The sequence below is a fragment of the Enterobacter cloacae complex sp. IR5402 genome (assembly GCF_049238125.1).
Taxonomy (GTDB): domain Bacteria; phylum Pseudomonadota; class Gammaproteobacteria; order Enterobacterales; family Enterobacteriaceae; genus Enterobacter; species Enterobacter hormaechei_C.
The window spans coordinates 450,629-471,496 of sequence record NZ_JBMKHO010000001.1; the positions used below are offsets into that span (position 1 = coordinate 450,629).

The 20,868-nt window shown below is 53.6% G+C and carries 22 protein-coding genes; 8 read left to right on the forward strand and 14 right to left on the reverse strand.

The genetic code is table 11. From position 1 onward, the window contains the following. Positions 1 to 1,992, forward strand: coding sequence for a cyclic di-GMP phosphodiesterase (gene pdeR / locus ACOTXL_RS02190; RefSeq protein WP_003856827.1), 1,992 nt, complete (start codon positions 1 to 3; stop codon positions 1,990 to 1,992). Here pdeR and ACOTXL_RS02195 read toward each other — a convergent pair. After that, positions 1,989 to 2,858: a crotonase/enoyl-CoA hydratase family protein gene (locus ACOTXL_RS02195; RefSeq protein ID WP_003856826.1), complete on the reverse strand. Its 870-nt coding sequence runs from the start codon at positions 2,856 to 2,858 to the stop codon at positions 1,989 to 1,991. The genes pdeR and ACOTXL_RS02195 overlap by 4 nt on opposite strands. A gap of 191 nt (positions 2,859 to 3,049) precedes the next feature. Between ACOTXL_RS02195 and ACOTXL_RS02200 the strand changes: the two genes are divergently transcribed. The 3 genes from ACOTXL_RS02200 (at position 3,050) to osmB (ending at position 4,503) form a co-directional block, all read left to right on the forward strand. Further along, the gene (locus ACOTXL_RS02200; RefSeq protein ID WP_003856825.1) at positions 3,050 to 3,232 is read left to right on the forward strand and encodes a hypothetical protein; all 183 of its coding nucleotides are present in this window, start codon (positions 3,050 to 3,052) and stop codon (positions 3,230 to 3,232) included. Between the two features lie 37 nt (positions 3,233 to 3,269). Further along, positions 3,270 to 4,022 carry a DNA-binding transcriptional regulator YciT gene (locus ACOTXL_RS02205; RefSeq protein ID WP_045350842.1) on the forward strand — a complete coding sequence of 251 codons (753 nt, stop codon included), beginning with the start codon at positions 3,270 to 3,272 and terminating at the stop codon, positions 4,020 to 4,022. Between the two features lie 262 nt (positions 4,023 to 4,284). Further along, complete coding sequence (gene osmB, locus ACOTXL_RS02210; RefSeq protein ID WP_003856823.1) at positions 4,285 to 4,503, forward strand: osmotically-inducible lipoprotein OsmB; 219 nt, start codon at positions 4,285 to 4,287, stop codon at positions 4,501 to 4,503. A 104-nt stretch (positions 4,504 to 4,607) separates the two neighbouring features. On the opposite strand, the gene yciH is transcribed toward osmB, so the two are convergent. From yciH to pgpB, 5 genes are all read right to left on the reverse strand, one after another. Next, positions 4,608 to 4,934 (reverse strand): stress response translation initiation inhibitor YciH, encoded by a 327-nt coding sequence (yciH, locus tag ACOTXL_RS02215; RefSeq protein WP_003856822.1) that lies wholly within the window; start codon positions 4,932 to 4,934, stop codon positions 4,608 to 4,610. Continuing rightward, on the reverse strand, positions 4,934 to 5,671 hold the full coding sequence (gene pyrF, locus ACOTXL_RS02220) for an orotidine-5'-phosphate decarboxylase (protein WP_003856820.1): 738 nt from the start codon (positions 5,669 to 5,671) through the stop codon (positions 4,934 to 4,936). The genes yciH and pyrF overlap by 1 nt, the downstream gene beginning before the upstream one ends. A 184-nt stretch (positions 5,672 to 5,855) precedes the next feature. Continuing rightward, positions 5,856 to 7,025, reverse strand: coding sequence for a lipopolysaccharide assembly protein LapB (gene lapB, locus ACOTXL_RS02225; RefSeq protein ID WP_003856819.1), 1,170 nt, complete (start codon positions 7,023 to 7,025; stop codon positions 5,856 to 5,858). A 6-nt stretch (positions 7,026 to 7,031) separates the two neighbouring features. Beyond that, positions 7,032 to 7,340: a LapA family protein gene (locus tag ACOTXL_RS02230; RefSeq protein WP_003856817.1), complete on the reverse strand. Its 309-nt coding sequence runs from the start codon at positions 7,338 to 7,340 to the stop codon at positions 7,032 to 7,034. A gap of 148 nt (positions 7,341 to 7,488) precedes the next feature. Beyond that, complete coding sequence (pgpB, locus tag ACOTXL_RS02235; protein ID WP_003856815.1) at positions 7,489 to 8,256, reverse strand: phosphatidylglycerophosphatase B; 768 nt, start codon at positions 8,254 to 8,256, stop codon at positions 7,489 to 7,491. A 197-nt stretch (positions 8,257 to 8,453) separates the two neighbouring features. On the opposite strand from pgpB, the gene ribA reads away from it, so the two are divergent. After that, a complete protein-coding gene (ribA, locus tag ACOTXL_RS02240; protein ID WP_003856813.1) occupies positions 8,454 to 9,044 on the forward strand; it encodes a GTP cyclohydrolase II in 591 nt (196 codons plus the stop codon). A 35-nt stretch (positions 9,045 to 9,079) separates the two neighbouring features. On the opposite strand, the gene acnA is transcribed toward ribA, so the two are convergent. The 6 genes from acnA to topA all read right to left on the reverse strand — a co-directional run bounded on the left by acnA (position 9,080) and on the right by topA (position 16,565). Continuing rightward, positions 9,080 to 11,755, reverse strand: coding sequence for an aconitate hydratase AcnA (acnA, locus tag ACOTXL_RS02245; protein ID WP_045617443.1), 2,676 nt, complete (start codon positions 11,753 to 11,755; stop codon positions 9,080 to 9,082). A 165-nt stretch (positions 11,756 to 11,920) separates the two neighbouring features. Then, a complete protein-coding gene (gene ymiC, locus ACOTXL_RS02250) occupies positions 11,921 to 12,019 on the reverse strand; it encodes a small membrane protein YmiC (RefSeq protein WP_032103392.1) in 99 nt (32 codons plus the stop codon). 137 nt (positions 12,020 to 12,156) lie between these two features. After that, the gene (locus ACOTXL_RS02255; RefSeq protein ID WP_162184032.1) at positions 12,157 to 12,321 is read right to left on the reverse strand and encodes a hypothetical protein; all 165 of its coding nucleotides are present in this window, start codon (positions 12,319 to 12,321) and stop codon (positions 12,157 to 12,159) included. An 8-nt stretch (positions 12,322 to 12,329) separates the two neighbouring features. After that, a complete protein-coding gene (locus ACOTXL_RS02260; RefSeq protein WP_213083754.1) occupies positions 12,330 to 12,470 on the reverse strand; it encodes a YmiA family putative membrane protein in 141 nt (46 codons plus the stop codon). A gap of 336 nt (positions 12,471 to 12,806) precedes the next feature. Next, complete coding sequence (cysB, locus tag ACOTXL_RS02265; RefSeq protein WP_003856808.1) at positions 12,807 to 13,781, reverse strand: HTH-type transcriptional regulator CysB; 975 nt, start codon at positions 13,779 to 13,781, stop codon at positions 12,807 to 12,809. Between the two features lie 186 nt (positions 13,782 to 13,967). After that, on the reverse strand, positions 13,968 to 16,565 hold the full coding sequence (gene topA, locus ACOTXL_RS02270) for a type I DNA topoisomerase (RefSeq protein ID WP_003856806.1): 2,598 nt from the start codon (positions 16,563 to 16,565) through the stop codon (positions 13,968 to 13,970). Positions 16,566 to 16,963: 398 nt separating this feature from the next. Here topA and ACOTXL_RS02275 point away from each other — a divergent pair, with 398 nt between their 5' ends. Continuing rightward, positions 16,964 to 17,215, forward strand: coding sequence for a YciN family protein (locus ACOTXL_RS02275; RefSeq protein ID WP_045350845.1), 252 nt, complete (start codon positions 16,964 to 16,966; stop codon positions 17,213 to 17,215). Positions 17,216 to 17,250: 35 nt separating this feature from the next. Here the strand turns inward: ACOTXL_RS02275 and sohB are convergent, their stop codons facing one another. Further along, positions 17,251 to 18,297: a protease SohB gene (gene sohB, locus ACOTXL_RS02280; protein ID WP_022651351.1), complete on the reverse strand. Its 1,047-nt coding sequence runs from the start codon at positions 18,295 to 18,297 to the stop codon at positions 17,251 to 17,253. 252 nt (positions 18,298 to 18,549) lie between these two features. Between sohB and ACOTXL_RS02285 the strand changes: the two genes are divergently transcribed. Both ACOTXL_RS02285 and cobO read left to right on the forward strand, forming a co-directional pair. Then, positions 18,550 to 19,311 (forward strand): YciK family oxidoreductase, encoded by a 762-nt coding sequence (locus tag ACOTXL_RS02285; RefSeq protein ID WP_017384219.1) that lies wholly within the window; start codon positions 18,550 to 18,552, stop codon positions 19,309 to 19,311. Continuing rightward, complete coding sequence (gene cobO / locus ACOTXL_RS02290) at positions 19,308 to 19,898, forward strand: cob(I)yrinic acid a,c-diamide adenosyltransferase (RefSeq protein WP_023314251.1); 591 nt, start codon at positions 19,308 to 19,310, stop codon at positions 19,896 to 19,898. Before ACOTXL_RS02285 ends, cobO begins: the two co-directional genes overlap by 4 nt. A 36-nt stretch (positions 19,899 to 19,934) precedes the next feature. Here the strand turns inward: cobO and rluB are convergent, their stop codons facing one another. Further along, the gene (rluB, locus tag ACOTXL_RS02295; RefSeq protein WP_003856794.1) at positions 19,935 to 20,810 is read right to left on the reverse strand and encodes a 23S rRNA pseudouridine(2605) synthase RluB; all 876 of its coding nucleotides are present in this window, start codon (positions 20,808 to 20,810) and stop codon (positions 19,935 to 19,937) included. Positions 20,811 to 20,868 lie beyond the last annotated feature (58 nt).

Genomic DNA, 20,868 nt, shown 5'->3' on the forward strand with positions numbered 1-20,868 from the left:
GTGATGGACGATCTGGAGCAGAATTTGCTGTTTCGTTACATGGGTACGCATAGCCCCTGGTGGCGACTGACAGCAGACAGCAATGCTCTGCATCTTGCTGCCAGTGAAAGCGCTGACATCATTCAGGTGGTTGCGCTGGATGATGAACAGGCCGCGCTGATCCGCCAGCTCACCGTAATCACCTCCAGCATTGCCATGACCCTGCCTTTGTACGGTGTGGACGTTCCCGTTCATCTTGTCGGCCGTAAAATTAACAAAAATGAGTGGGCAGGAACGGCATCAGCCTGGAACGATACCCCTTCCGTTGCGCGCGACCTGGCGCAGGGGCTCTCCTTCGCCGAACAGGTAGTTTCCGAGGCTAACTCCGTGATTGTGATCCTCGACCAGAACGGGAATATTCAGCGCTTCAACCGTTTAAGTGAAGAATATACGGGCCTGAAGGAACAGGAAGTTATCGGGCAAAACGTGTTCAAACTGTTTATGAGCCGCAGCGAAGCCGCGGCCTCCAAACGCAACATCACCGGTTTTTTTCGTAACGGCAGCTCATACGAAGTTGAACGCTGGATCAAGACCCGCAAGGGGCAACGCCTGTTTCTCTTCAGAAATAAATTTGTTCACAGCGGCAGCGGAAAAAATGAAATTTTCCTCATCTGTTCAGGTACCGACATAACCGAGGAGCGTCGGGCCCAGGAGCGCCTGCGCGTTCTCGCCAATACGGATACGATTACCGGTTTGCCTAACCGAAATGCCATCCATGAGTTGATCTCTGATGCCATTACCGCTCGGGGTGACACGCAGGTTGGCGTAGTTTATCTCGATCTGGATAATTTTAAAAAAGTGAACGATGCCTATGGGCATATGTTTGGCGACCAGCTGCTACAGGCCGTTGCGCTGGCGATCCTGAGCTGCCTGGACGAAGGACAAACCCTGGCGCGCCTGGGTGGGGATGAGTTTATCGTGATGGCCACCGATACCTCGCAGGGCGCGCTGGAAGCGATGGCGTCGCGAATACTGACCCGACTGCGTCAACCTTTCCGCATCGGGCTGATTGAGGTTTACACCGGCTGCTCGCTGGGCATCGCGCTTGCGCCCCAGCACGGTAACGATCGCGAAAGCGTCATTCGCAATGCCGACACCGCCATGTACACCGCCAAAGAAAATGGCCGGGGCAAATTCTGCGTCTTCTCGCCAGAGATGAACCAGCGCGTATTTGAATACCTGTGGCTGGATACTAACCTGCGTAAAGCGCTGGATAACGATCAGCTGTTAATCCACTACCAGCCCAAAATGACCTGGCGCGGCGAAGTCAGAAGTCTGGAGGCGCTGGTGCGCTGGCAGTCGCCAGAGCGTGGCCTGATCCCGCCGATGGAGTTTATCTCCTATGCAGAGGAATCAGGGCTGATTGTGCCTCTGGGCCGCTGGGTTATGCTTGATGTGGTGCGCCAGGTAGCAAAATGGCGCGACAAGGGGATCAACATGCGCGTCGCGGTCAACGTCTCCGCCCGTCAGCTGGCGGACCAGACCATCTTCAGTGACCTGAAGCAGGCGCTGAAAGACCTGAATTTTGAATACTGCCCGATTGACGTGGAATTAACCGAAAGCTGTCTCATTGAAAATGAAGAACTGGCCCTGTCAGTGATCCAGCAATTTAGCCGCCTGGGAGCGCAAATTCATCTGGATGACTTTGGTACGGGGTACTCTTCCCTGTCGCAACTGGCGCGCTTCCCTATCGATGCCATTAAGCTTGACCAGTCTTTCGTGCGGGATATCCATAAGCAGTCCATTTCACAGTCGCTGGTGCGTGCGATAGTCGCCGTGGCGCAAGCGTTAAATTTGCAGGTCATTGCTGAAGGGGTGGAAAGTGCAAAAGAAGACGCCTTTCTGACGAAGAATGGCGTCAACGAACGGCAGGGTTATCTTTTTGCTAAGCCCATGCCCGCTGCCGCATTCGAGCGATGGCTAAAACGTTATCAGGCCAGGAATGTCCGTTAGCTGGCTTTGCGTAAGCCCGTCGCCTGATGGCGATTTTGCAGCATAACCAGCCGCTCCATGTAGGCGATATCCTTCGGTTCAAGGCAGAAGGCGGCATCAACCCAATCCTCAGTAATGTCCATCAACTCGCTTCGCGGAAGTGGCAGCACGCGCGTACGTGCACGCAGCATGGCCCTTACGCCGTTCAGCTTCGGCTGTAGCGTGTCGATAAACGTCCGCACCGAAACATAGCTCTGTAACGGCTCAAATAAGAGATCCACAAGACCATGCTGCTCATACCATTCCGCCGTATGCGTCTCACCTTTGTAGATCAGCGCCTCCGCCATTTTCATGCCGGCACGACGCGCCACCAGTGAATAGCCGCCCATGCCCGGGAACAGATTGAACGCGATTTCCGGAAAGCCTAATCGGGCATCGCGCTGGGCCAGAATGAAATGATGCGCCAGCGCGGCTTCAAACCCGCCCCCTAAAGCGCTTCCTTCCACCATAGCCAGCGTGACAGCGCCGGTATCAAACCCTCGCGAGGCGGCATGAACGCAGTCCACACAGGCCCGGGCATAGGCGCGTAACGCTTCGCGTCGGTTGTTTTTGATGCACTCAACGAAGAACTGTAAATCACCGCCGGTATTGTAGATGTCGGGGACCAGCGATCCGGTGACCCAAAAATCAACGACAAATCCGGACTGTCGAACCAGCCAGGAGAGATTCATGATCTCCTCGATCAGCGCATGGTTGAAGCAAGGCCGTGGCGTGGCGCGTAACATCATCCACACCGTACGCCGTTCGGCCTCATAATAAGCCGCCAGTTGAGTGAATCGTTCAGCATCAGTAAACAATGTGCAGGTTGTCTGGTTGATAACTGTCATAGTCGAATTCCTCTTATAAAAAAGCGCGTTGCGCGCAGTTTTAGACTAATCCACCCCTACAACCCGCAGCAGACGGGGGTTAAATTTATCACTTTCATTTATGGACTTTGGTTATTGCATTTTTTACCTTCTCTTTTGAATCAATTTTCTGCATCATTGATAATATTAACTTTTCGCTTCAGGGTGAGCTTATGTCTAACATTGATGCAACAGCCGTGGCGCAGCGTATTGATACTGTGCTGGATATTCTTGTCGCAGGCGATTATCACTCTGCTATCCGTAATCTTGAGATCCTCAAGTCTGAACTGCTGGCTGAGAACGGCGCTGATAACGCTCCAGAATCCACTCAACCTAAAGCCCCGTGGGAAGTGTAACCACGTCGTTTCCGACCTTGCCTTTTAAATGGATGCTATGAACTCCCGACAACAAATCATTTTGCAGATGGTGATCGATCAGGGACGCGTAAGCGTGGTCGATCTCGCTAAAGCCACCGGCGTTTCTGAAGTCACCATTCGTCAGGATCTGAATCTTCTGGAAAAACAGAGCTACCTGCGGCGTGCGCACGGATATGCCGTTCCACTGGACAGCGACGACGTTGAAACCCGCATGATGAACAATTATGCACTCAAGCGGGAGTTGGCGGAGTTTGCTGCATCCCTGGTGAATAACGGTGAGACCGTCTTTATTGAAAATGGCAGCAGTAACGCCCTTCTGGCGCGCACGCTTGCCGATCAAAAAGACGTTACCATCATCACCGTAAGCAGCTATATTGCCCATCTGTTGAAGGATACTCGCTGCGAGGTGATTCTGCTGGGCGGCATTTACCAGAAGAAAAGCGAAAGCATGGTGGGGCCATTAACGCGCCAATATGTTCAGCAGGTTCACTTCAGTAAGGCATTCATAGGTATTGACGGCTGGCAGCCCGACACCGGCTTTACCGGCCGCGACATGATGCGTTCAGACGTGGTTAACGCCGTACTCGCCAAAGAGTGTGAAGCGATTGTGCTGACCGACAGTTCTAAATTTGGCGCCGTACACCCTTATACGATGGGGCCGGCCTCGCGCTTCAGCCGTGTAATCACGGATGAGCGTTTGCGTGATGAATATCGCCAGCAATTAGAACAAGACGGTCTGACTGTCGATATTGTAAAAAAAACGGCCTGATTATCCTGCTGCGCCCGAATAATGGGCGCACTTAAACCTTTCTCTGAGAGTATTCCGACCCTTCCTTTAAGAGTTTTTACCTGTTGAAACCGTTCTAAACACGTAAAATTAATATTAGCGATATAACAGGAAGTGACTATCACCTGCGTGATGATGAAACGCCTGCGCGACCAGCTTTCACGGGAACAGAATTTAAGAATGGATATTGTCTATACTTAAAGTGCATTCCTTTCCGTGAATCGATAATTCAGGAGAAAGTATTATGACCTTTACCAGCAAAAAATTAGCCGCCGCTGTTCTGGCAATCACTGTAGCAATGTCCCTGAGCGCTTGCTCTAACTGGTCTAAACGTGACCGTAACACCGCGATTGGTGCCGGTGCTGGTGCGCTTGGTGGTGCAGTATTAACGGATGGTAGTACGCTGGGTACATTAGGTGGTGCTGCCGTAGGTGGTATTATCGGTCACCAGGTGGGCAAATAATCACCATAACGGCTCTCAGCGGCATAATAATATATTAAGTATTTTCAGGTCTGACTTACGCACGTAAAAAAAAGAGCCACGGCAATGTCCGTGGCTCATTTATTTTAGCCGCCCGCCAGTTTGACTTTCATTCCTTTAGCTTCCAGCAGCGTTTTAATTAAATCTCGTTTATCGCCCTGAATCTCAATAATGCCGTCTTTTACTGCCCCACCGCATCCGCACTTCTTTTTAAGCTCAGCGGCGAGCTTTACCAGGTCTGCATCATCCAGGTCAATGCCGGTGACAAGGCAAACGCCTTTCCCTTTTCTGCCGCTGGTCTGGCGCTGAATTCGCACGATACCATCGCCTTTTGGACGTTCAGCTTTCTCTTTTGGCTCTTCAATGCGCCCGGTATCCGTTGAATAGACCAGACGACTGTTGGCGTCACGCATTATGCCCCCTTTTTCAGTGATGCATTAATCGCTTTCAGGGTCTCTGCCGGATGAGCGGATTGCGTCACCGGGCGACCAATCACCATATAGTCTACACCCGCGCTCAGCGCCTGCTCTGGCGTCATGATACGTCGCTGATCCCCTGACTCGCTGCCTGCTGGACGAATACCTGGCGTCACCAGTTTAAAATCGCGGCCTAACTCAGATTTGAAGCGAACCGCCTCCTGAGCCGAACAGACCACGCCATCGAGACCACACTGTTGCGTGAGGCGCGCCAGACGCTCTGCATGTTCGGCAGGTGACAACGTCACACCCAGGTCGCGCAGGTCGGATTCATCCATACTGGTCAGCACGGTGACGGCGATCAGAAGCGGAGCGTCATTACCAAACGGCACCAGCGCTTCGCGCGCAGCCGTCATCATGCGTGCCCCGCCCGATGCATGTACGTTAACCATCCACACGCCGAGTTCAGCTGCCGCAGCAACGGCGTGCGCAGTGGTATTTGGAATGTCGTGGAATTTCAGGTCGAGGAAAACGTCGAAACCACGTTGATGCAGATCGCGGACAATTTGTGGGCCGAACAGCGTAAACATCTCTTTGCCTACTTTCAGACGGCAATCGCGGGGATCAATGCCATCAACAAAGGCCAGTGCGGCGTCACGGTTATTGTAATCCAGAGCAACAACTACGGGAGAATCGGTAACTACGCGGGAAGTGGAGGATGTAACAGACGTCATGACCAGCCCTTTTCGTCTATGGGCGCGCAGCGGCGCGGAACAGATAAACGGCGTGCATTCTACCTGCCCTCGGGGTAAATGAACAGAATCGAATGCTTTTCCTGCTGAACCCCAGACCGCACGGTGCTGATGGAATTACTGTAACCATTAGTATGTTGTAACTAAAGTGCAGCGTTTTAAAAAATCACTGTCCGTCCAGACCTCGGATTGGCTTAATGGTGGACCACGCCCGGCAGGAAGGGCAATGCCAGTAGAGCGAATAGGCGGTGAAGCCGCATTTCTGGCAGCGATAGCGCGGTTTGCTGCGCACCTGTTCACCCACCATGTCTCGCAGCACCATCAGGCTCTCTTTAGCGCGCCCTTCTTCTGCGTCATTAAGGTGGTAATCCATCAGCTTATGGAAGACACGCATGGTAGGATGACGCTGCAACTGACGGGTAATGTATACCTGGGCGGTATCGCTCCCTTCATGCTCTTCGACGACATCTGACAGCATCAGCTCGGCTGTGGCACCTGTATTCTCTTCAACACAGCGACGCAGAAACGCAACCCACTCGTCCTGCTTACCGAGCTGCTGATAGCAGGTTTGCAGCATTTCCAACGTTTCGCTGACCAGCTCTTTGTCCTGATCGATAACGCGAAGCAGGCTCTCCACGGCTTTGGCGTAATCACCGTTAGCCATAAAGACCCGCCCCATCATGATCGAGATGCGCGCGCTGTTGCGATCGGCCGCTGCGCCTTTCTTTAACAGTGCCATGGCTTTATCCATGTCATCGCTACCCATCTGCTGGAGAGCCAGCTCGCAATAGAAGTGGGCAATTTCGACGCGCTGTTTGTCTTTGCCGAGTTTGACCAGCCGTTCAGCGGTATCAATCGCTTTTTGCCAGTCGCTGGTGGCCTGATAGATTTGCAGAAGCTGCTGAAGCGCACCGATACGGAAGTCCGTCTCATCCACCAGCTGAGAGAACATATCCTCGGCGCGATCGTAAAGCCCCGCGGCCATGTAATCCCGCCCAAGCTGCTGCACGGCCAGCAACCGTTGCTCATAGGTCAACGAAGCGCTTTCCATCAAGGTCTGGTGGATACGAATGGCACGGTCAACCTCTCCGCGCGAGCGGAACAGGTTTCCCAGGGTGAGATGCGCCTCAACGGTGCCGGTATCCTCTTTAAGCATATCGAGGAACAGATCCACCGCTTTATCCTGCTGATTGCTCAGCAGGAAGTTCACCCCCGCTACGTAGTCACGGGAGAGTCGGTTTGCTTCATCCTGTTTTGTTTGTTGCGCGCTTCTGCGGCCCATATACCAGCCATAGGCTGCGGCGACAGGCAAAAGCAGAAACAACAACTCCAGCATATTCGATTATTCCTTGACTACCGGCACACCAGAGCTCGCCGGAATGTCAGACGCAGGCGTAAGTTGATGTTCAAGTCGTTTAATTTTACGTTCAGCGCGAACAAGAGAAACACGAACCTTAAGCCAGAACAGGCCGCATACAAGCCAGCCGATGACAAACCCCGCCGCGAATAACACAGCCAGCAGGCTCGACACCCGGTACTCGCCCTGCGCCAGCAGATAGTTGAAACTTACCTGTTGATCGTTTTGCGCGCCCAATGTGACCGAAATGACAAAAATCGCCAACACCAGTAAGAAAATGAGTAAATATTTCACATGACTTCCCGTTATGTGGTTCGAGCGTATAAAGCGTGTTCAACTCACTGCAATCAGCCTTATAAGCTACCATTTTAGTGGCGGGCGCGAAATGGAAAAAGTAACGCGCCCTACATGGATTTATGGTCAAAATGCGGAATATCAACCTTCAGGTTCCGCCAGACTCCCTTTCGGCTATTTCTTCCTTCTCTTCCGGCGGCGGCGTCAATGGTCCACAAAAACGTTGTGCAAGCCAGGTCGCCAGCGTCACCAGTACCCACGAGATCAGCGTTGCCACCACCAAATCACGCGGCCAGTGCATCCCCAGCAGCATCCGGCTGCCCATTACGCCTGTCGCCCAGACCAGCAAAATCGCAATCGTGAGGGTACGCCGACGCGGCCACAGCAGTCCCACGCCAAGTAGCGCCCAGCTGGCAGCAAACATCGTATGCCCGGAAGGAAACGCAAAGCCGGTCTCTTTTTGCCAGTGTTTGCGTAAAAAGGTCGGGATATCCTGCTGTTCCGCAAGCTGCTCCTTTACCAGCGCACCGCGATCTTTACGCTTTAAATTGTAGAACTCATCCACCGGAACATGGTGCGTTTTTTCCAGCCAGACGACGAAAGGACGGGGTTCCTGCACGCGATCTTTCACCCACGACTTCACCCCCTGCCCGATAAGTATGGCCCCGCCGAGAATGGCAAACAGTACCAGCGCCGCGCGAAGGCGAAAGCGCAGGCACCACAGGAACCAGCCACAGAGCAGCACGTGCGTAATAATCCCCCACGGCTGGGTGACCGTCTCGGTTATCCAGTATAAGGCTTTCAGCCACGTCTCGTTTTGTCCGGGCTGCCACATCCAGCCGGAGAACCAAACGACCAGGGGGATAACGAGCAATACGGCGGCGCCTGCGGCCGTTCGTCTGGCAATTGAAAGCATGTCCTCTCCTTTTTCACTAAGCACCACAATCATAACTGAATTTCATCATTCAGGTGGATATGTCGGATTGTGCGTTTAACGTTTGTAAAGCGTGGTGGTGATTAGGTGAAGTTGCCGGGCTTGTGGCAAAATAGTCCAATACAGAAAGCATAATGGGGCAAAGGCACGAAACGTGTCAGCCTGGTCTGGAGAATCACATGCAGCTTAAACGTGTGGCAGAAGCCAAACTGCCAACCCCATGGGGCGATTTCCTGATGGTGGGTTTTGAAGAACTGGCAACCGGGCAAGATCACGTCGCCCTGGTATTCGGCGACATTTCGGGGCAAACGCCGGTGCTGTCCCGCGTTCATTCAGAGTGTCTGACCGGTGACGCGCTGTTCAGCCTGCGGTGCGACTGCGGTTTCCAGCTTGAAGCCGCCCTTTCTCATATCGCAGAGGAAGGACGTGGCGTTCTGCTGTATCACCGTCAGGAAGGACGCAATATTGGCCTGCTGAATAAAATCCGCGCCTACGCGTTGCAGGATCAGGGCTACGATACCGTCGAAGCGAACCATCAGCTCGGCTTTGCTGCTGACGAGCGCGATTTCACCCTGTGCGCAGATATGTTCAAGCTGCTGGGCGTGGACGAAGTGCGTCTGTTGACCAATAACCCGAAAAAAGTGGAAATCCTCACTGAAGCGGGCATCAATATCGTGGAACGCGTGCCGCTGATTGTCGGCCGCAACCCGAAAAACGCGCATTATCTCGATACCAAAGCCGCCAAAATGGGGCATTTACTGAGCGAGTAAACGCAAAACGCCCGGCACATGTGCCGGGCGAATTTTCAGTCCAGCATCTTACGAATCACATAATGTAAAATGCCGTCGTTCTGGTAATAGGTCAGCTCTGTTGCCGTATCAATACGACACCGGCAATCCAGCACTTCTGTCGTTCCATCTGCGCGCGTTAACTTCACCGGAACGGTTTTACCCGGTTGCAGATTTTGCAGACCGCTGATATCAATCTGCTCTTCCCCGGTCAGACCCAGCGTTTTACGCGTCACGCCCTGCGGGAACTCCAGCGGCAAAATCCCCATGCCGATCAGGTTTGAGCGGTGGATACGTTCAAAGGATTCGGCAATCACCACGCGAACCCCGAGCAGACGCGGACCTTTTGCCGCCCAGTCGCGACTGGAACCGGAGCCGTACTCTTTACCGGCAATAACGGCCAGCGGCGTCCCCTCCTGCTGATACTTCATGGCTGCGTCATAAATTGAAATGACCTCTGTATCCGGCAGGTGGCGCGTCATGCCCCCTTCCACGCCCGGGACCATTTCATTGCGAATGCGGATGTTGGCAAAGGTCCCGCGCATCATCACTTCGTGGTTACCACGGCGCGAACCGTAGGAGTTGAAATCGCGACGTTCCACGCCACGGCTTTGCAGATACCGACCTGCCGGACTGTCCGCCTTGATGCTCCCAGCCGGAGAGATATGGTCGGTGGTGACGGAATCGCCCAGCATCGCCAGGATCCGCGCGCCGTGAATATCTTTCAGCGGTGCAGGCTCCGCCAGCATTTCGTCGAAGAATGGCGACAGGCGAATATAGTTGGAATCATCCTGCCAGTCATAGGTATCGGAACCCACCACGTCGATCGCTTTCCATTCCGCTGTGCCTTCGAACACTTCCGCATACTCTTTGCGGAACATCTCGGTGGAAACTTTCTCTACCGCGCGCGCAATTTCACGCGATGATGGCCAGATGTCTTTCAGATAGACCGGTTCATTTTTGCGATCGTGACCAATCGGATCGGTCGCCAGGTTAATGTTCATGTTTCCGGCCAGCGCATAGGCTACAACCAGCGGCGGCGAGGCCAGCCAGTTGGTTTTCACCAGCGGATGAATACGCCCTTCAAAGTTTCGGTTACCAGAAAGTACCGCGCCAACGGTCAAATCACCCTGCCTGATCGCCACTTCAATAGGCTCAGGCAGTGGACCAGAGTTACCGATACAGGTCGTACAGCCATAGCCCACCAGGTTGAAGCCCAGCTCGTCGAGGTAAGGCGTGAGTCTGGCCTGCGCCAGATAATCGGAAACCACTTTCGAACCAGGCGCCAGAGAGGCTTTAACCCACGGCTGTGGCTTGAGCCCCAGTTCTACCGCTTTTTTTGCCAGCAGCCCGGCAGCCATTAACACACTCGGGTTGGACGTGTTGGTACAGGAAGTGATAGCGGCGATCACCACGGCGCCGTCAGGAAGCTGATACTGATGCCCGTTCAGAACATAGTCCACCGGACGGTGATCTTTTTGCGCGGCGTTAACCTCCAGCTCATTGCTGGCGGCAAAGGCTTTGGGAACGTTGCTCAGGGCGACGCGGTCCTGCGGACGTTTTGGCCCTGCGAGGCTTGCCTCAACGGTGCCCATATCCAGTTCCAGCGTACTGGTAAATACCGGCTCGTCACCCGGGTTACGCCACATGCCCTGCGCTTTGGTGTAGGCCTCAACGAGAGCCACCTGCTCCTCGCTGCGACCACTGAGGCGCATATACTCCAGCGTAACGCTATCAATCGGGAAAAAGCCGCAGGTCGCGCCATATTCCGGCGCCATGTTGGCGATGGTGGCCCGGTCCGCCAGCGGCAAGGAATCCAGACCATCGCCATAAAATTCAACGAATTTACCCACCACACCATGCTTACGCAGCATCTGGGTGACCGTCAGAACCAGATCCGTGGCGGTGATGCCTTCGGACAATTTACCGGTCAGCTTAAAGCCCACCACATCGGGAATGAGCATTGATACCGGCTGGCCGAGCATGGCCGCTTCCGCTTCAATACCACCGACGCCCCAACCCAGAACGCCAAGGCCGTTAATCATGGTTGTGTGTGAATCGGTGCCCACCAGCGTATCCGGGTAAGCCACCCACTCTTTATCCTGCAATTCACTCCAGACGGCTTTGCCGAGATATTCCAGGTTGACCTGGTGACAAATGCCGGTGCCTGGTGGAACAACGCTGAAGCGGCTGAACGCCTGCTGACCCCATTTCAGAAATACGTAGCGTTCATGGTTACGTTCCATCTCCAGACGGACGTTTTCGCCGAAAGCATCGTCGTCACCAAAGTGATCGACGGTGACGGAGTGGTCAATGACGAGGTCTACCGGGGACAGGGGGTTAACCTTAGCAGTATCGCCCCCGAGACGCTTAACGGCTTCACGCATGGCAGCCAAATCCACAACCGCTGGTACGCCGGTGAAATCCTGCATCAGCACCCTGGCCGGGCGATAGGCAATTTCTCTGTCTGCATGAGCATTTTTCAGCCACCCTGCCAGAGCCTGGATGTCCTCCTCGGTAACCGAGTCGCCATCCTGCCAGCGCAAGAGGTTTTCCAGTAACACTTTCAACGACTTGGGTAACCGCGAAATGTCCCCAAGCGTTCTGGCAGCCAGCGGTAAGCTGTAGTAGCGCCAGGTTTTATTTTCCGCCTGTAATGTGTCCTTACTGGCTTCGCGTAGGGTTAACGACATAAGCTCCTCCTTAAAAACAGGGATGTCCTGACAATCATCAGGGCTGTAATTAAAGATAACACAAAGATGTCGTAACGTTTTGATAACAACCCAAATTGATAAATTTAGGAATGGTCCAACGCGAGGGATAAAACAAAAAACCCCGCCGTGGCGAGGTTTTACGATTTAGTGCAAGGCCAGCCAGAGGAGCTGACACCAGAAGAGGATCGACGCTGAGAATACGCCGAGCCATGACCAGTATTTTACGGTTGTCATGTTATTCATCATAGGGACACCAGACTTTAATTATTTAAGGTTGCGAGGTCTGCCCTCGTTCTATATTGCTGATGTGTATTTATTAAGGAGTACAAAAGTGCACAGTCTTTATTCAGACTATTTGCATCATTACGCAAAAATCAAAATTATTGTTTTTTGGGTTCGTCTTCCGCGAACACATCAATAAAGGCCTGCTGCTGTGGCGTCAGTTTCCAGGAAGCTGGTACGCTGGTTGCTGGCGCCTTACGGGCTTTGTGAACATTGTCACGAAGCTGACACATCTCTTTTCTCGCTTCTGTACGCACCGTCATGACCATAATCAACCCCAGTAATTCCAGACAAGAAGAGCAACCACCACCCAGAACAGGGCAGAGCCAAGAAAGACCGCCAGCCAAGCTTTACGCTTAAGCGCGGGATCCCTTTGCGGTTCTTCACTTCCTGACGGCATTGCTAACCTCATACAATCGACATCGCTTATCATTTAGAGACCAAACAATTGGCACAAGTAATCATCTGATGAGATAAATCCTAAAGAAACTTTAGCCGAAAAGCCAGTGAATTTACGTATCTGAGGCTGGGAAAATTCAATCTTTTGACCCGAAATAAATAATTGAAAAGAATAATTTGCACACCTGTAAATTAGTTTCTACTTTTGTCGCAAATTTGCGACAGTAAAACCATAGTCATTAAATGGGTTATGACGATATATGACAGTGGGCGTAGATGATGATAATTCTAATTCAGGTTTAAAGGGGAATGACGGTATCTTTCCGCGCAAGAAAGATACCGGGTGTGATTATTTGGCGGGAAGTTTAATGTCTTTAAACATCTCTTCGATGTCTTCATTGGAGCGTAACGCCACAGCTGTATCCACCACGTCGCGCGTTAGATGTGGCGCGAAGCGTTGAATAAAATCATACATATAGCTGCGCAGGAACGTGCTGCGACGAAAACCTATCTTGGTGGTGCTGTGGCTGAAAATATCATGCGCATCCAGACGCACCAGATCCGGGTCTGAGACAGGATCCACCGCCATGCTGGCAATAACCCCAACGCCCAGGCCCAGACGCACATACGTTTTTATGACGTCCGCATCCGTCGCCGTAAAGACAATCCGTGGCGTTAATCCGGCGCGGTTAAACGCGGTGTCCAGTTCAGACCGGCCCGTAAAGCCGAACGTATAGGTCACCAGCGGGTATTGCGCCAGTTCTTCGATTGTCACTTCGCCCTTCCCCGCCAGCGGGTGCTCCGGGGTCACAACAATAGAACGGTTCCAGTGGTAGCACGGGAGCATGACCAGATCATCGTACAGATGGAGCGCTTCCGTCGCGATAGCGAAGTCTGCATTACCTTTAGACACGGCCTCTGCGATTTGCGTCGGTGAGCCCTGATGCATATGCAGGGAAACGCGGGGATAGCGTTCGATAAAACCTTTGATCACCCCGGGAAGTGCATAACGCGCCTGTGTATGCGTGGTGGCAATATACAGAGAGCCTTTATCAGGCCAGGTATGCTCCCCGGCGACGGATTTAATGGCGTCGACTTTGGAGAGCACTTCCCGTGCGATGCGTATGATTTCCTGTCCTGCCGGCGTGACCTGAGTCAGGTGCTTACCGCTGCGGGCAAATATCTGAATACCTAACTCATCCTCCAGCATACGCACCTGCTTACTGATGCCGGGCTGAGAGGTATAAAGACCTTCTGCGGTGGAAGAGACATTGAGGTTATGATTGACGACCTCAACGATATAGCGAAGCTGCTGTAATTTCATGCCAGACCATCCGATTTAGCGCATGCGTCAATCGCTTAAGACGATTTGATAATAAGAAACGGGTTAACTATAACCACTATATCATTTATAGCCAGGCTGTATAGTACGGAACAAAAAATAATAACAACGTAATAAAAAAGGGCCGGAAGTCCGGCCCTTTCACAGGTAAGTTACGGTAAGGAAAGATTATTTCTTGCCTTCAACCCATTTCCCGTCGACAAAGAAGGCTGACCATCCGGTCGCTTTGCCCTCTTTCTCTGCCGCCACGTACTGCTGCTTCGTTTTACGGCTGAAGCGCACCACGGTTTTATTGCCTTCCGGATCCTGCTGTGGCGCATCGGCCAGGTAACGCAGTTTCTCCGGCAGACGGTCGCGGAAGCGGTACAGCTCTTCTACCAGCGGCGCACGGGTTTCGCGCGATTTCGGGAAGGTGTTGGCCGCCAGGAATACCCCGGCAGCGCCGTCACGCAGCACGAAATACGCGTCTGACTTCTCGCACGGCAGCTCAGGGAGCGGAACCGGATCTTCCTTCGGCGGCGCAACTTCACCGTTACGCAGGATCTTACGCGTGTTTTTACAGTCGTCGTTGGTGCATGCCATGTACTTACCGAAGCGTCCCATTTTCAGGTGCATTTCGGAACCACATTTCTCACACTCAACGATTGGACCATCATAGCCCTTAATGCGGAACTCACCTTCTTCGATCTCATAACCATCGCAGGTCGGGTTATTGCCACAAACGTGCAGTTTGCGTTTTGGATCGATCAGGTAGCTGTCCATCGCCGTGCCGCATTTCTTACAGCGGCGTTTGGCGCGCAGTGCGTTGGTCTCCGCATCGTCACCTTCCAGCACGTTGAGAACTTCGTTCTCCGGCACGAGGTTGATGGTGGTTTTGCAACGCTCTTTCGGCGACAGCGCATAACCAGAGCAACCGAGGAACACGCCCGTGGTCGCGGTACGGATCCCCATTTTACGGCCACAGGTTGGGCAGTCGATGCTCGTCAGTACCATCTGGTTAGGCAGCATGCCGCCCTCTTCAGGATCTTTCTCGGCTTTCTCAAGCTGATTGGTAAAATCGCTGAAGAAGCTGTCGAGAACTTTCTTCCACTCTGCCTTATGGCTGGCAACCTCATCGAGGCTGTCTTCCATCTGCGCGGTGAAGTCATAGTTCATCAACTCGCGGAAGTTCGCTTCCAGACGGTCGGTGACAATCTCCCCCATTTTTTCAGCATAGAAACGACGGTTCTCAACGCGAACGTATCCACGATCCTGAATGGTCGAAATGATTGACGCATAGGTGGACGGGCGACCGATGCCGCGTTTTTCCAGCTCTTTCACCAGCGATGCTTCGCTAAAGCGCGCAGGTGGCTTGGTGAAGTGCTGAGCCGGGACCAGATCAACCAGCGACAGCTCGTCACCTTTGTTGACTGAAGGCAGCGTTCTGTCTTCATCACCTTTACGCAGCGCAGGCATCACTTTTGTCCAGCCGTCGAAGCGCAGAATACGGCCGCGCGCTTTCAGGCGGAAATCACCCGCGCCGACGGTCAGCGTGGTGGAGTCGTATTTCGCTGGCGTCATCTGGCAGGCTACGAACTGGCGCCAGATCAGCTGATACAGCTTCTGGGCGTCCGCTTCCATATCTTTCAGCGATTCTGCCAGAACGGAAACGTCAGAAGGTCGAATCGCTTCGTGCGCTTCCTGAGAATTCTCTTTGCTGGCGTACTGATTAGGACTGTCCGGCAGATATTTCTTACCGAAGTTGTCCTCGATATAGCCGCGCACCATGTTGACAGCGTCCTGGCTCAGGTTGGTGGAGTCAGTACGCATGTAGGTGATGTAACCCGCTTCATACAAACGCTGGGCCATCATCATGGTTTTCTTCACGCCGTAACCCAGACGCGTACTCGCCGCCTGCTGAAGCGTTGACGTGATAAACGGTGCGCCAGGCTTGCTGCTGGTCGGTTTGTCTTCACGATCCAGAACCTGATAACGCGCTTTTTCCAGCAGCGCCACGGCGGCCATGGTCTGATCGCGATTTTCAGGTCGGAACGGTTTGTCGTTGTGGTGGCTCACCTGCAACGGCAGCGCATCGCCGCCCGGCGTGGTGACATTCGCATCCACTTCCCAGAACTCTTCCGGGACGAACGCTTTGATCTCGCGTTCACGCTCAACAACAAGACGAACAGCAACAGACTGCACACGCCCCGCAGACAGGCCGCGAGCGACCTTTTTCCACAGCAACGGCGAGACCATGTAGCCTACAACGCGGTCCATAAAGCGACGCGCCTGCTGAGCGTTAACACGGTCGATATTCAGTTCACCCGGCTTTTCAAACGCCTGACGAATCGCATTCTTTGTAATTTCGTTGAACACTACACGGCTGTAGCGTTTGTCATCACCCCCGATCACTTCCCGCAGGTGCCATGCGATGGCCTCCCCTTCGCGGTCAAGGTCGGTTGCGAGATAAATGTGGTCTGCTTTTTCAGCAAGCTGTTTCAGCTCGTTAACGACTTTTTCTTTGCCTGGCAGCACTTCGTAATGTGCATCCCAGTTGTGCCATGGGTTAACACCCATGCGGTTGACAAGCGCGCTACGTTCATCCTTTTTAGGCTTTTTAGCCCCTTTGGTGGAGGTAGAGTCTGCGCTCTTTTTGCTGGCTGAGCCACTGGTCGGCAAGTCGCGAATGTGACCAACGCTGGACTTAACCACGTAGTCATTGCCCAGATATTTATTGATCGTTTTGGCTTTTGCCGGGGACTCAACGATGACGAGAGCTTTACCCATATTCACCTTTACCTAATTTAATTCTTCCAGGAATACGCCGCACGTTGATTTCCCTTCCGCTGACGACGAGCCATTGATATTGCGACGTCGTCAGGGGATATCAACCCCTATGTGTTACCGAACGTCAGAATGGCGACATCCAGGTCATTGAGTTTTCGGGTATTTTTCTCACATCAAAGTTCATTCGTGACGAATTCCCGGTCGAATGTCAAGCAATTCTGTTGCCAGAATGACGAAAGCGCACACTGTACCTGATAAAATTCGTTACGCAACTTTATTAGCATGCAAAAGCAAATCCCGCCAGCCAGCCCCTGTTCCTTATCCCCTCGGATAACAGGGAAAATTTGCCCCCGAAGCGACCCAGGCGTAGACTATTGTCACTGTTTAAGGAGTGGAATATGCAGAATACGACCCAATCCATTGACCGAGCTTCACTGCTTATCGAAGCAAACAAACTCATTCGCGACCATGAAGACACCCTGGCGGGGATTGAAGCGACTGGCGTGGAACAACGTAATGGCGTGCTGGTGTTCAGCGGTGAATACTTCCTTGATGAACAAGGATTACCCACCCCAAAAAGCACCGCCGTATTTAACATGTTTAAATACCTGGCGCATACCCTCTCAGAGAAGTACCACCTGGTCGATTAAAACGAAAACGCGAGGCATCTGCCTCGCGTTTTTCTTTACAACAGCGGCTTTTGTCCGCGCTGCAACCAGCGTAGCAGCAGGCGATCCGCGCTTTCTGCCGCGCTATTGGTAAAACGGTCGAGCAGGCGCTTACGTCGGGTGAAGCGCACCCCCACCAGCTCACGGCCGTCCATCAGGTTGAGCAGGAGGTCGTCGCTGGTACCCACTTCATCCACCAGCCCTTTCTCCTGCGCCTGCGTGCCGTACCAGTGTTCGCCCGTAGCCACCTGCTCAATGTCCAGCGTTGGGCGCATGCGGTGCACGAAATCTTTGAACAGATGGTGGGTTTCGTTCAGATCTTCCCGGAACTTCTGCCGTCCCTCTTCGGTATTTTCGCCGAGCAGCGTCAGCGTACGTTTGTACTGGCCCGCCGTATGCAGTTCAATGTCGATCTCTTTGTTTTTCAGGAAACGATTGAAGTTAGGGATCTGCGCGACTACCCCAATCGAGCCGATAATGGAGAACGGTGCCGCGACGATTTTATCCGCCACGCACGCCATCATATAGCCGCCACTCGCCGCGACCTTATCTACCGCCACGGTGAGCGGGATCTGTTTATCCCGCAGACGTTGTAACTGCGAAGCCGCCAGTCCATACCCATGCACTACGCCACCCGGGCTTTCAAGGCGTACCACCACCTGATCCTGGGCTGTCGCCACGGCCAGCACCGCCGTCACTTCTTCACGCAGTGAGGAGACTTCATGCGCATCCATGCTACCTTTAAAATCGAGCACATAGACGCGCGGTTTTGCGTCAGCCTGTGGCGTGGCGAGTTTAGCTTTCGCCTTCGCAGCTTTGGCGTCCTGCTTATGTTTTTTCTTCTGGGCTTTTAGCCACAGCTTCTGTTGATGATCGTCAAGCAGCGCCAGAGACATCTCCTCCTGCATCTCTTTATACTGTTCGCTCAGGCGGGTAATGCGTAACTCACCACGCTGACGCTTACGCTGCGTCAGGTTAACAATCAGGACGGCAATCACCGCGACAGCTATAACCACCGTCGCGATTTTGGCCAAAAACAACCCATACTGAGAAAGTAATTCCACGCGTTCCACCTTGATTTAACCACGAATCTTTCACGCCAGTGTACAACAGCCCTGCGCAGGCGTCTCGCTCTGGACATTACCTCTGCGAGGCGGCTTCAGGAATCCCCCGTTTCTGGTTTAAATCTTTGCAAATTGTTAATTTCCCAGCGATCTGTCCTGTAGACTGATTGAATTCTGACGCTGTTTCGGGCATAAAGCCGAAAAGTCATAAATAAAGGTGCAAGTCACGCCCAATGCGCCTGAGGAGCCACCGTGCATTATCAGCCACAAAAAAACCTTCTACAGAACCGCATCATTCTGGTTACCGGTGCCAGCGACGGGATTGGTCGCGAAGCGGCGCTGACCTATTCTGAATACGGTGCGAGCCTTATTCTGCTGGGACGTAATGAAGAAAAGCTCAAGGCCGTCGCCCGTGAAATCGAAAACGCCGGCGGTACCCCCACGCCCTGGTATACGCTCGATCTGCTGACCTGTACGCCAGCGTCATGTCAGGCCCTTGCCCAGCGTATCAGCACGCATTATCCGCGTCTGGATGGCGTACTGCACAACGCGGGGTTACTGGGCGAAGTGCGCCCGATGGATGAACAGGATCCGGAGATTTGGCAGCAGGTGATGCAGGTTAACGTCAACGGGACGTTCTTCCTGACCCAGGCCTTGCTTCCTTTATTACTCAACTCCGATTCCGGCTCGCTGGTCTTTACCTCCTCCAGCGTGGGGCGTCAGGGGCGTGCGAACTGGGGGGCTTACGCCGTCTCAAAATTTGCCACCGAAGGAATGATGCAGGTGCTGGCCGAAGAGTACCAAAGCCGCCACCTGCGGGTTAACTGTATTAACCCGGGCGGTACACGCACCAAAATGCGTGCCAGCGCCTTCCCGACAGAAGATCCGCAAAAGCTTAAAACCCCGGCCGATATTATGCCTCTTTACCTGTGGCTGATGGGTGACGACAGCCGTCGTAAAACCGGAATGACCTTCGATGCCCAGCCAGGCCGCAAACCGGGGATATCGCAATGAGTGAAGATCGGCATCAGCAGCGCCAGCAGCGTCTGAAAGAACAGGTTGATGCACGCGTGGCAGCCGCTCAGGACGAGCGCGGGATCCTCATCGTGTTCACCGGCAACGGTAAAGGAAAAACCACCGCCGCATTTGGTACCGCCACCCGCGCAGTCGGACATGGGCAGAAAGTGGGCGTGATCCAGTTTATCAAGGGTGAATGGCCCAACGGCGAGCGTAATCTGCTCGAGCCGCATGGCGTTGAGTTTCAGGTGATGGCGACCGGTTTTACCTGGGATACCCAGAACCGGGAAACCGATACCGCAGCCTGCCTCGCCGTCTGGGAGCATGCCAAAAGAATGCTTTCAGACCCGTCGCTGAACATGGTGTTGCTGGATGAGATCACCTATATGGTGGCTTATGACTACCTGCCTCTGGAGGCCGTGCTGGCTGCCCTGAAAAACCGCCCAGCGCATCAGACGGTTATCGTCACGGGGCGCGGGTGTCATCGGGATATTCTGGAGCTGGCCGATACCGTCAGCGAGCTGCGTCCGGTTAAGCATGCGTTCGATGCGGGTATCAAAGCGCAAATGGGGATTGATTACTGAAGAAAAAAAGCCCGGTATATTCACCGGGCTTTTCGATTAACCGTTGTTATTACGGCTGCCAGAGCGGCGATTGCTGCTAACCTGGCTGTGACGCTTCACCGCACGGCGGATCTGATTCGCCTTCATGCGACGACGATCTTTCTCTACCGCCACTTTCGACGTGGTTTCTGGCGTCAGGCCAACCAGATCGCGCAGGTAGTTGGTTTGCGTCAGATCCAGCTCGGTATAGCCGCCACGTGGCAGGCCTTTCGGCAGCAGAATGTCGCCATAGCGGACGCGAATCAAACGGCTCACCTGGACACCGACCGCTTCCCACAGACGACGCACCTCGCGGTTACGTCCCTCTGTCAGGGTAACGTTGTACCACTGGTTAATGCCTTCACCACCGGTAAACTTGATGGTTTTGAACGCCGCTGGGCCGTCCTCCAGCTGAACACCACGCGACAGGTCGCGCAGTTTGTTTTCATCAACCTGGCCGAAAACACGAACGGCGTATTCACGTTCCACTTCACGACTCGGGTGCATCAGACGGTTTGCCAGTTCACCATCGGTGGTGAACAGCAGCAGGCCGCAGGTGTTCACGTCCAGACGTCCTACGGCAATCCAGCGGGCGCCACGCAGTTTTGGCAGACGGTCAAACACCGTCGGGCGGCCTTCCGGATCGTTGCGGGTACACAGTTCGCCTTCCGGCTTGTAGTAAGCCAGCACGCGGCAGATCTGTTCAGCAGACTCTTTCACGGAGATAAGATGGCCGTCAATGCGGATCTTCAGCCCCGGTACGATTTCAACGCGGTCACCGAGCGTGGCGATTTTACCGTCCACACTCACGCGGCCTGCTTCAATAATGGCTTCGATTTCACGGCGCGAACCGTGGCCGGCACGCGCCAGCACTTTCTGTAACTTCTCGCTCATTGAGCTTCCTCAGGTGTCGCCTTCACAGGCGTCGAATCAGGTCAAAAACAGGGCGGCG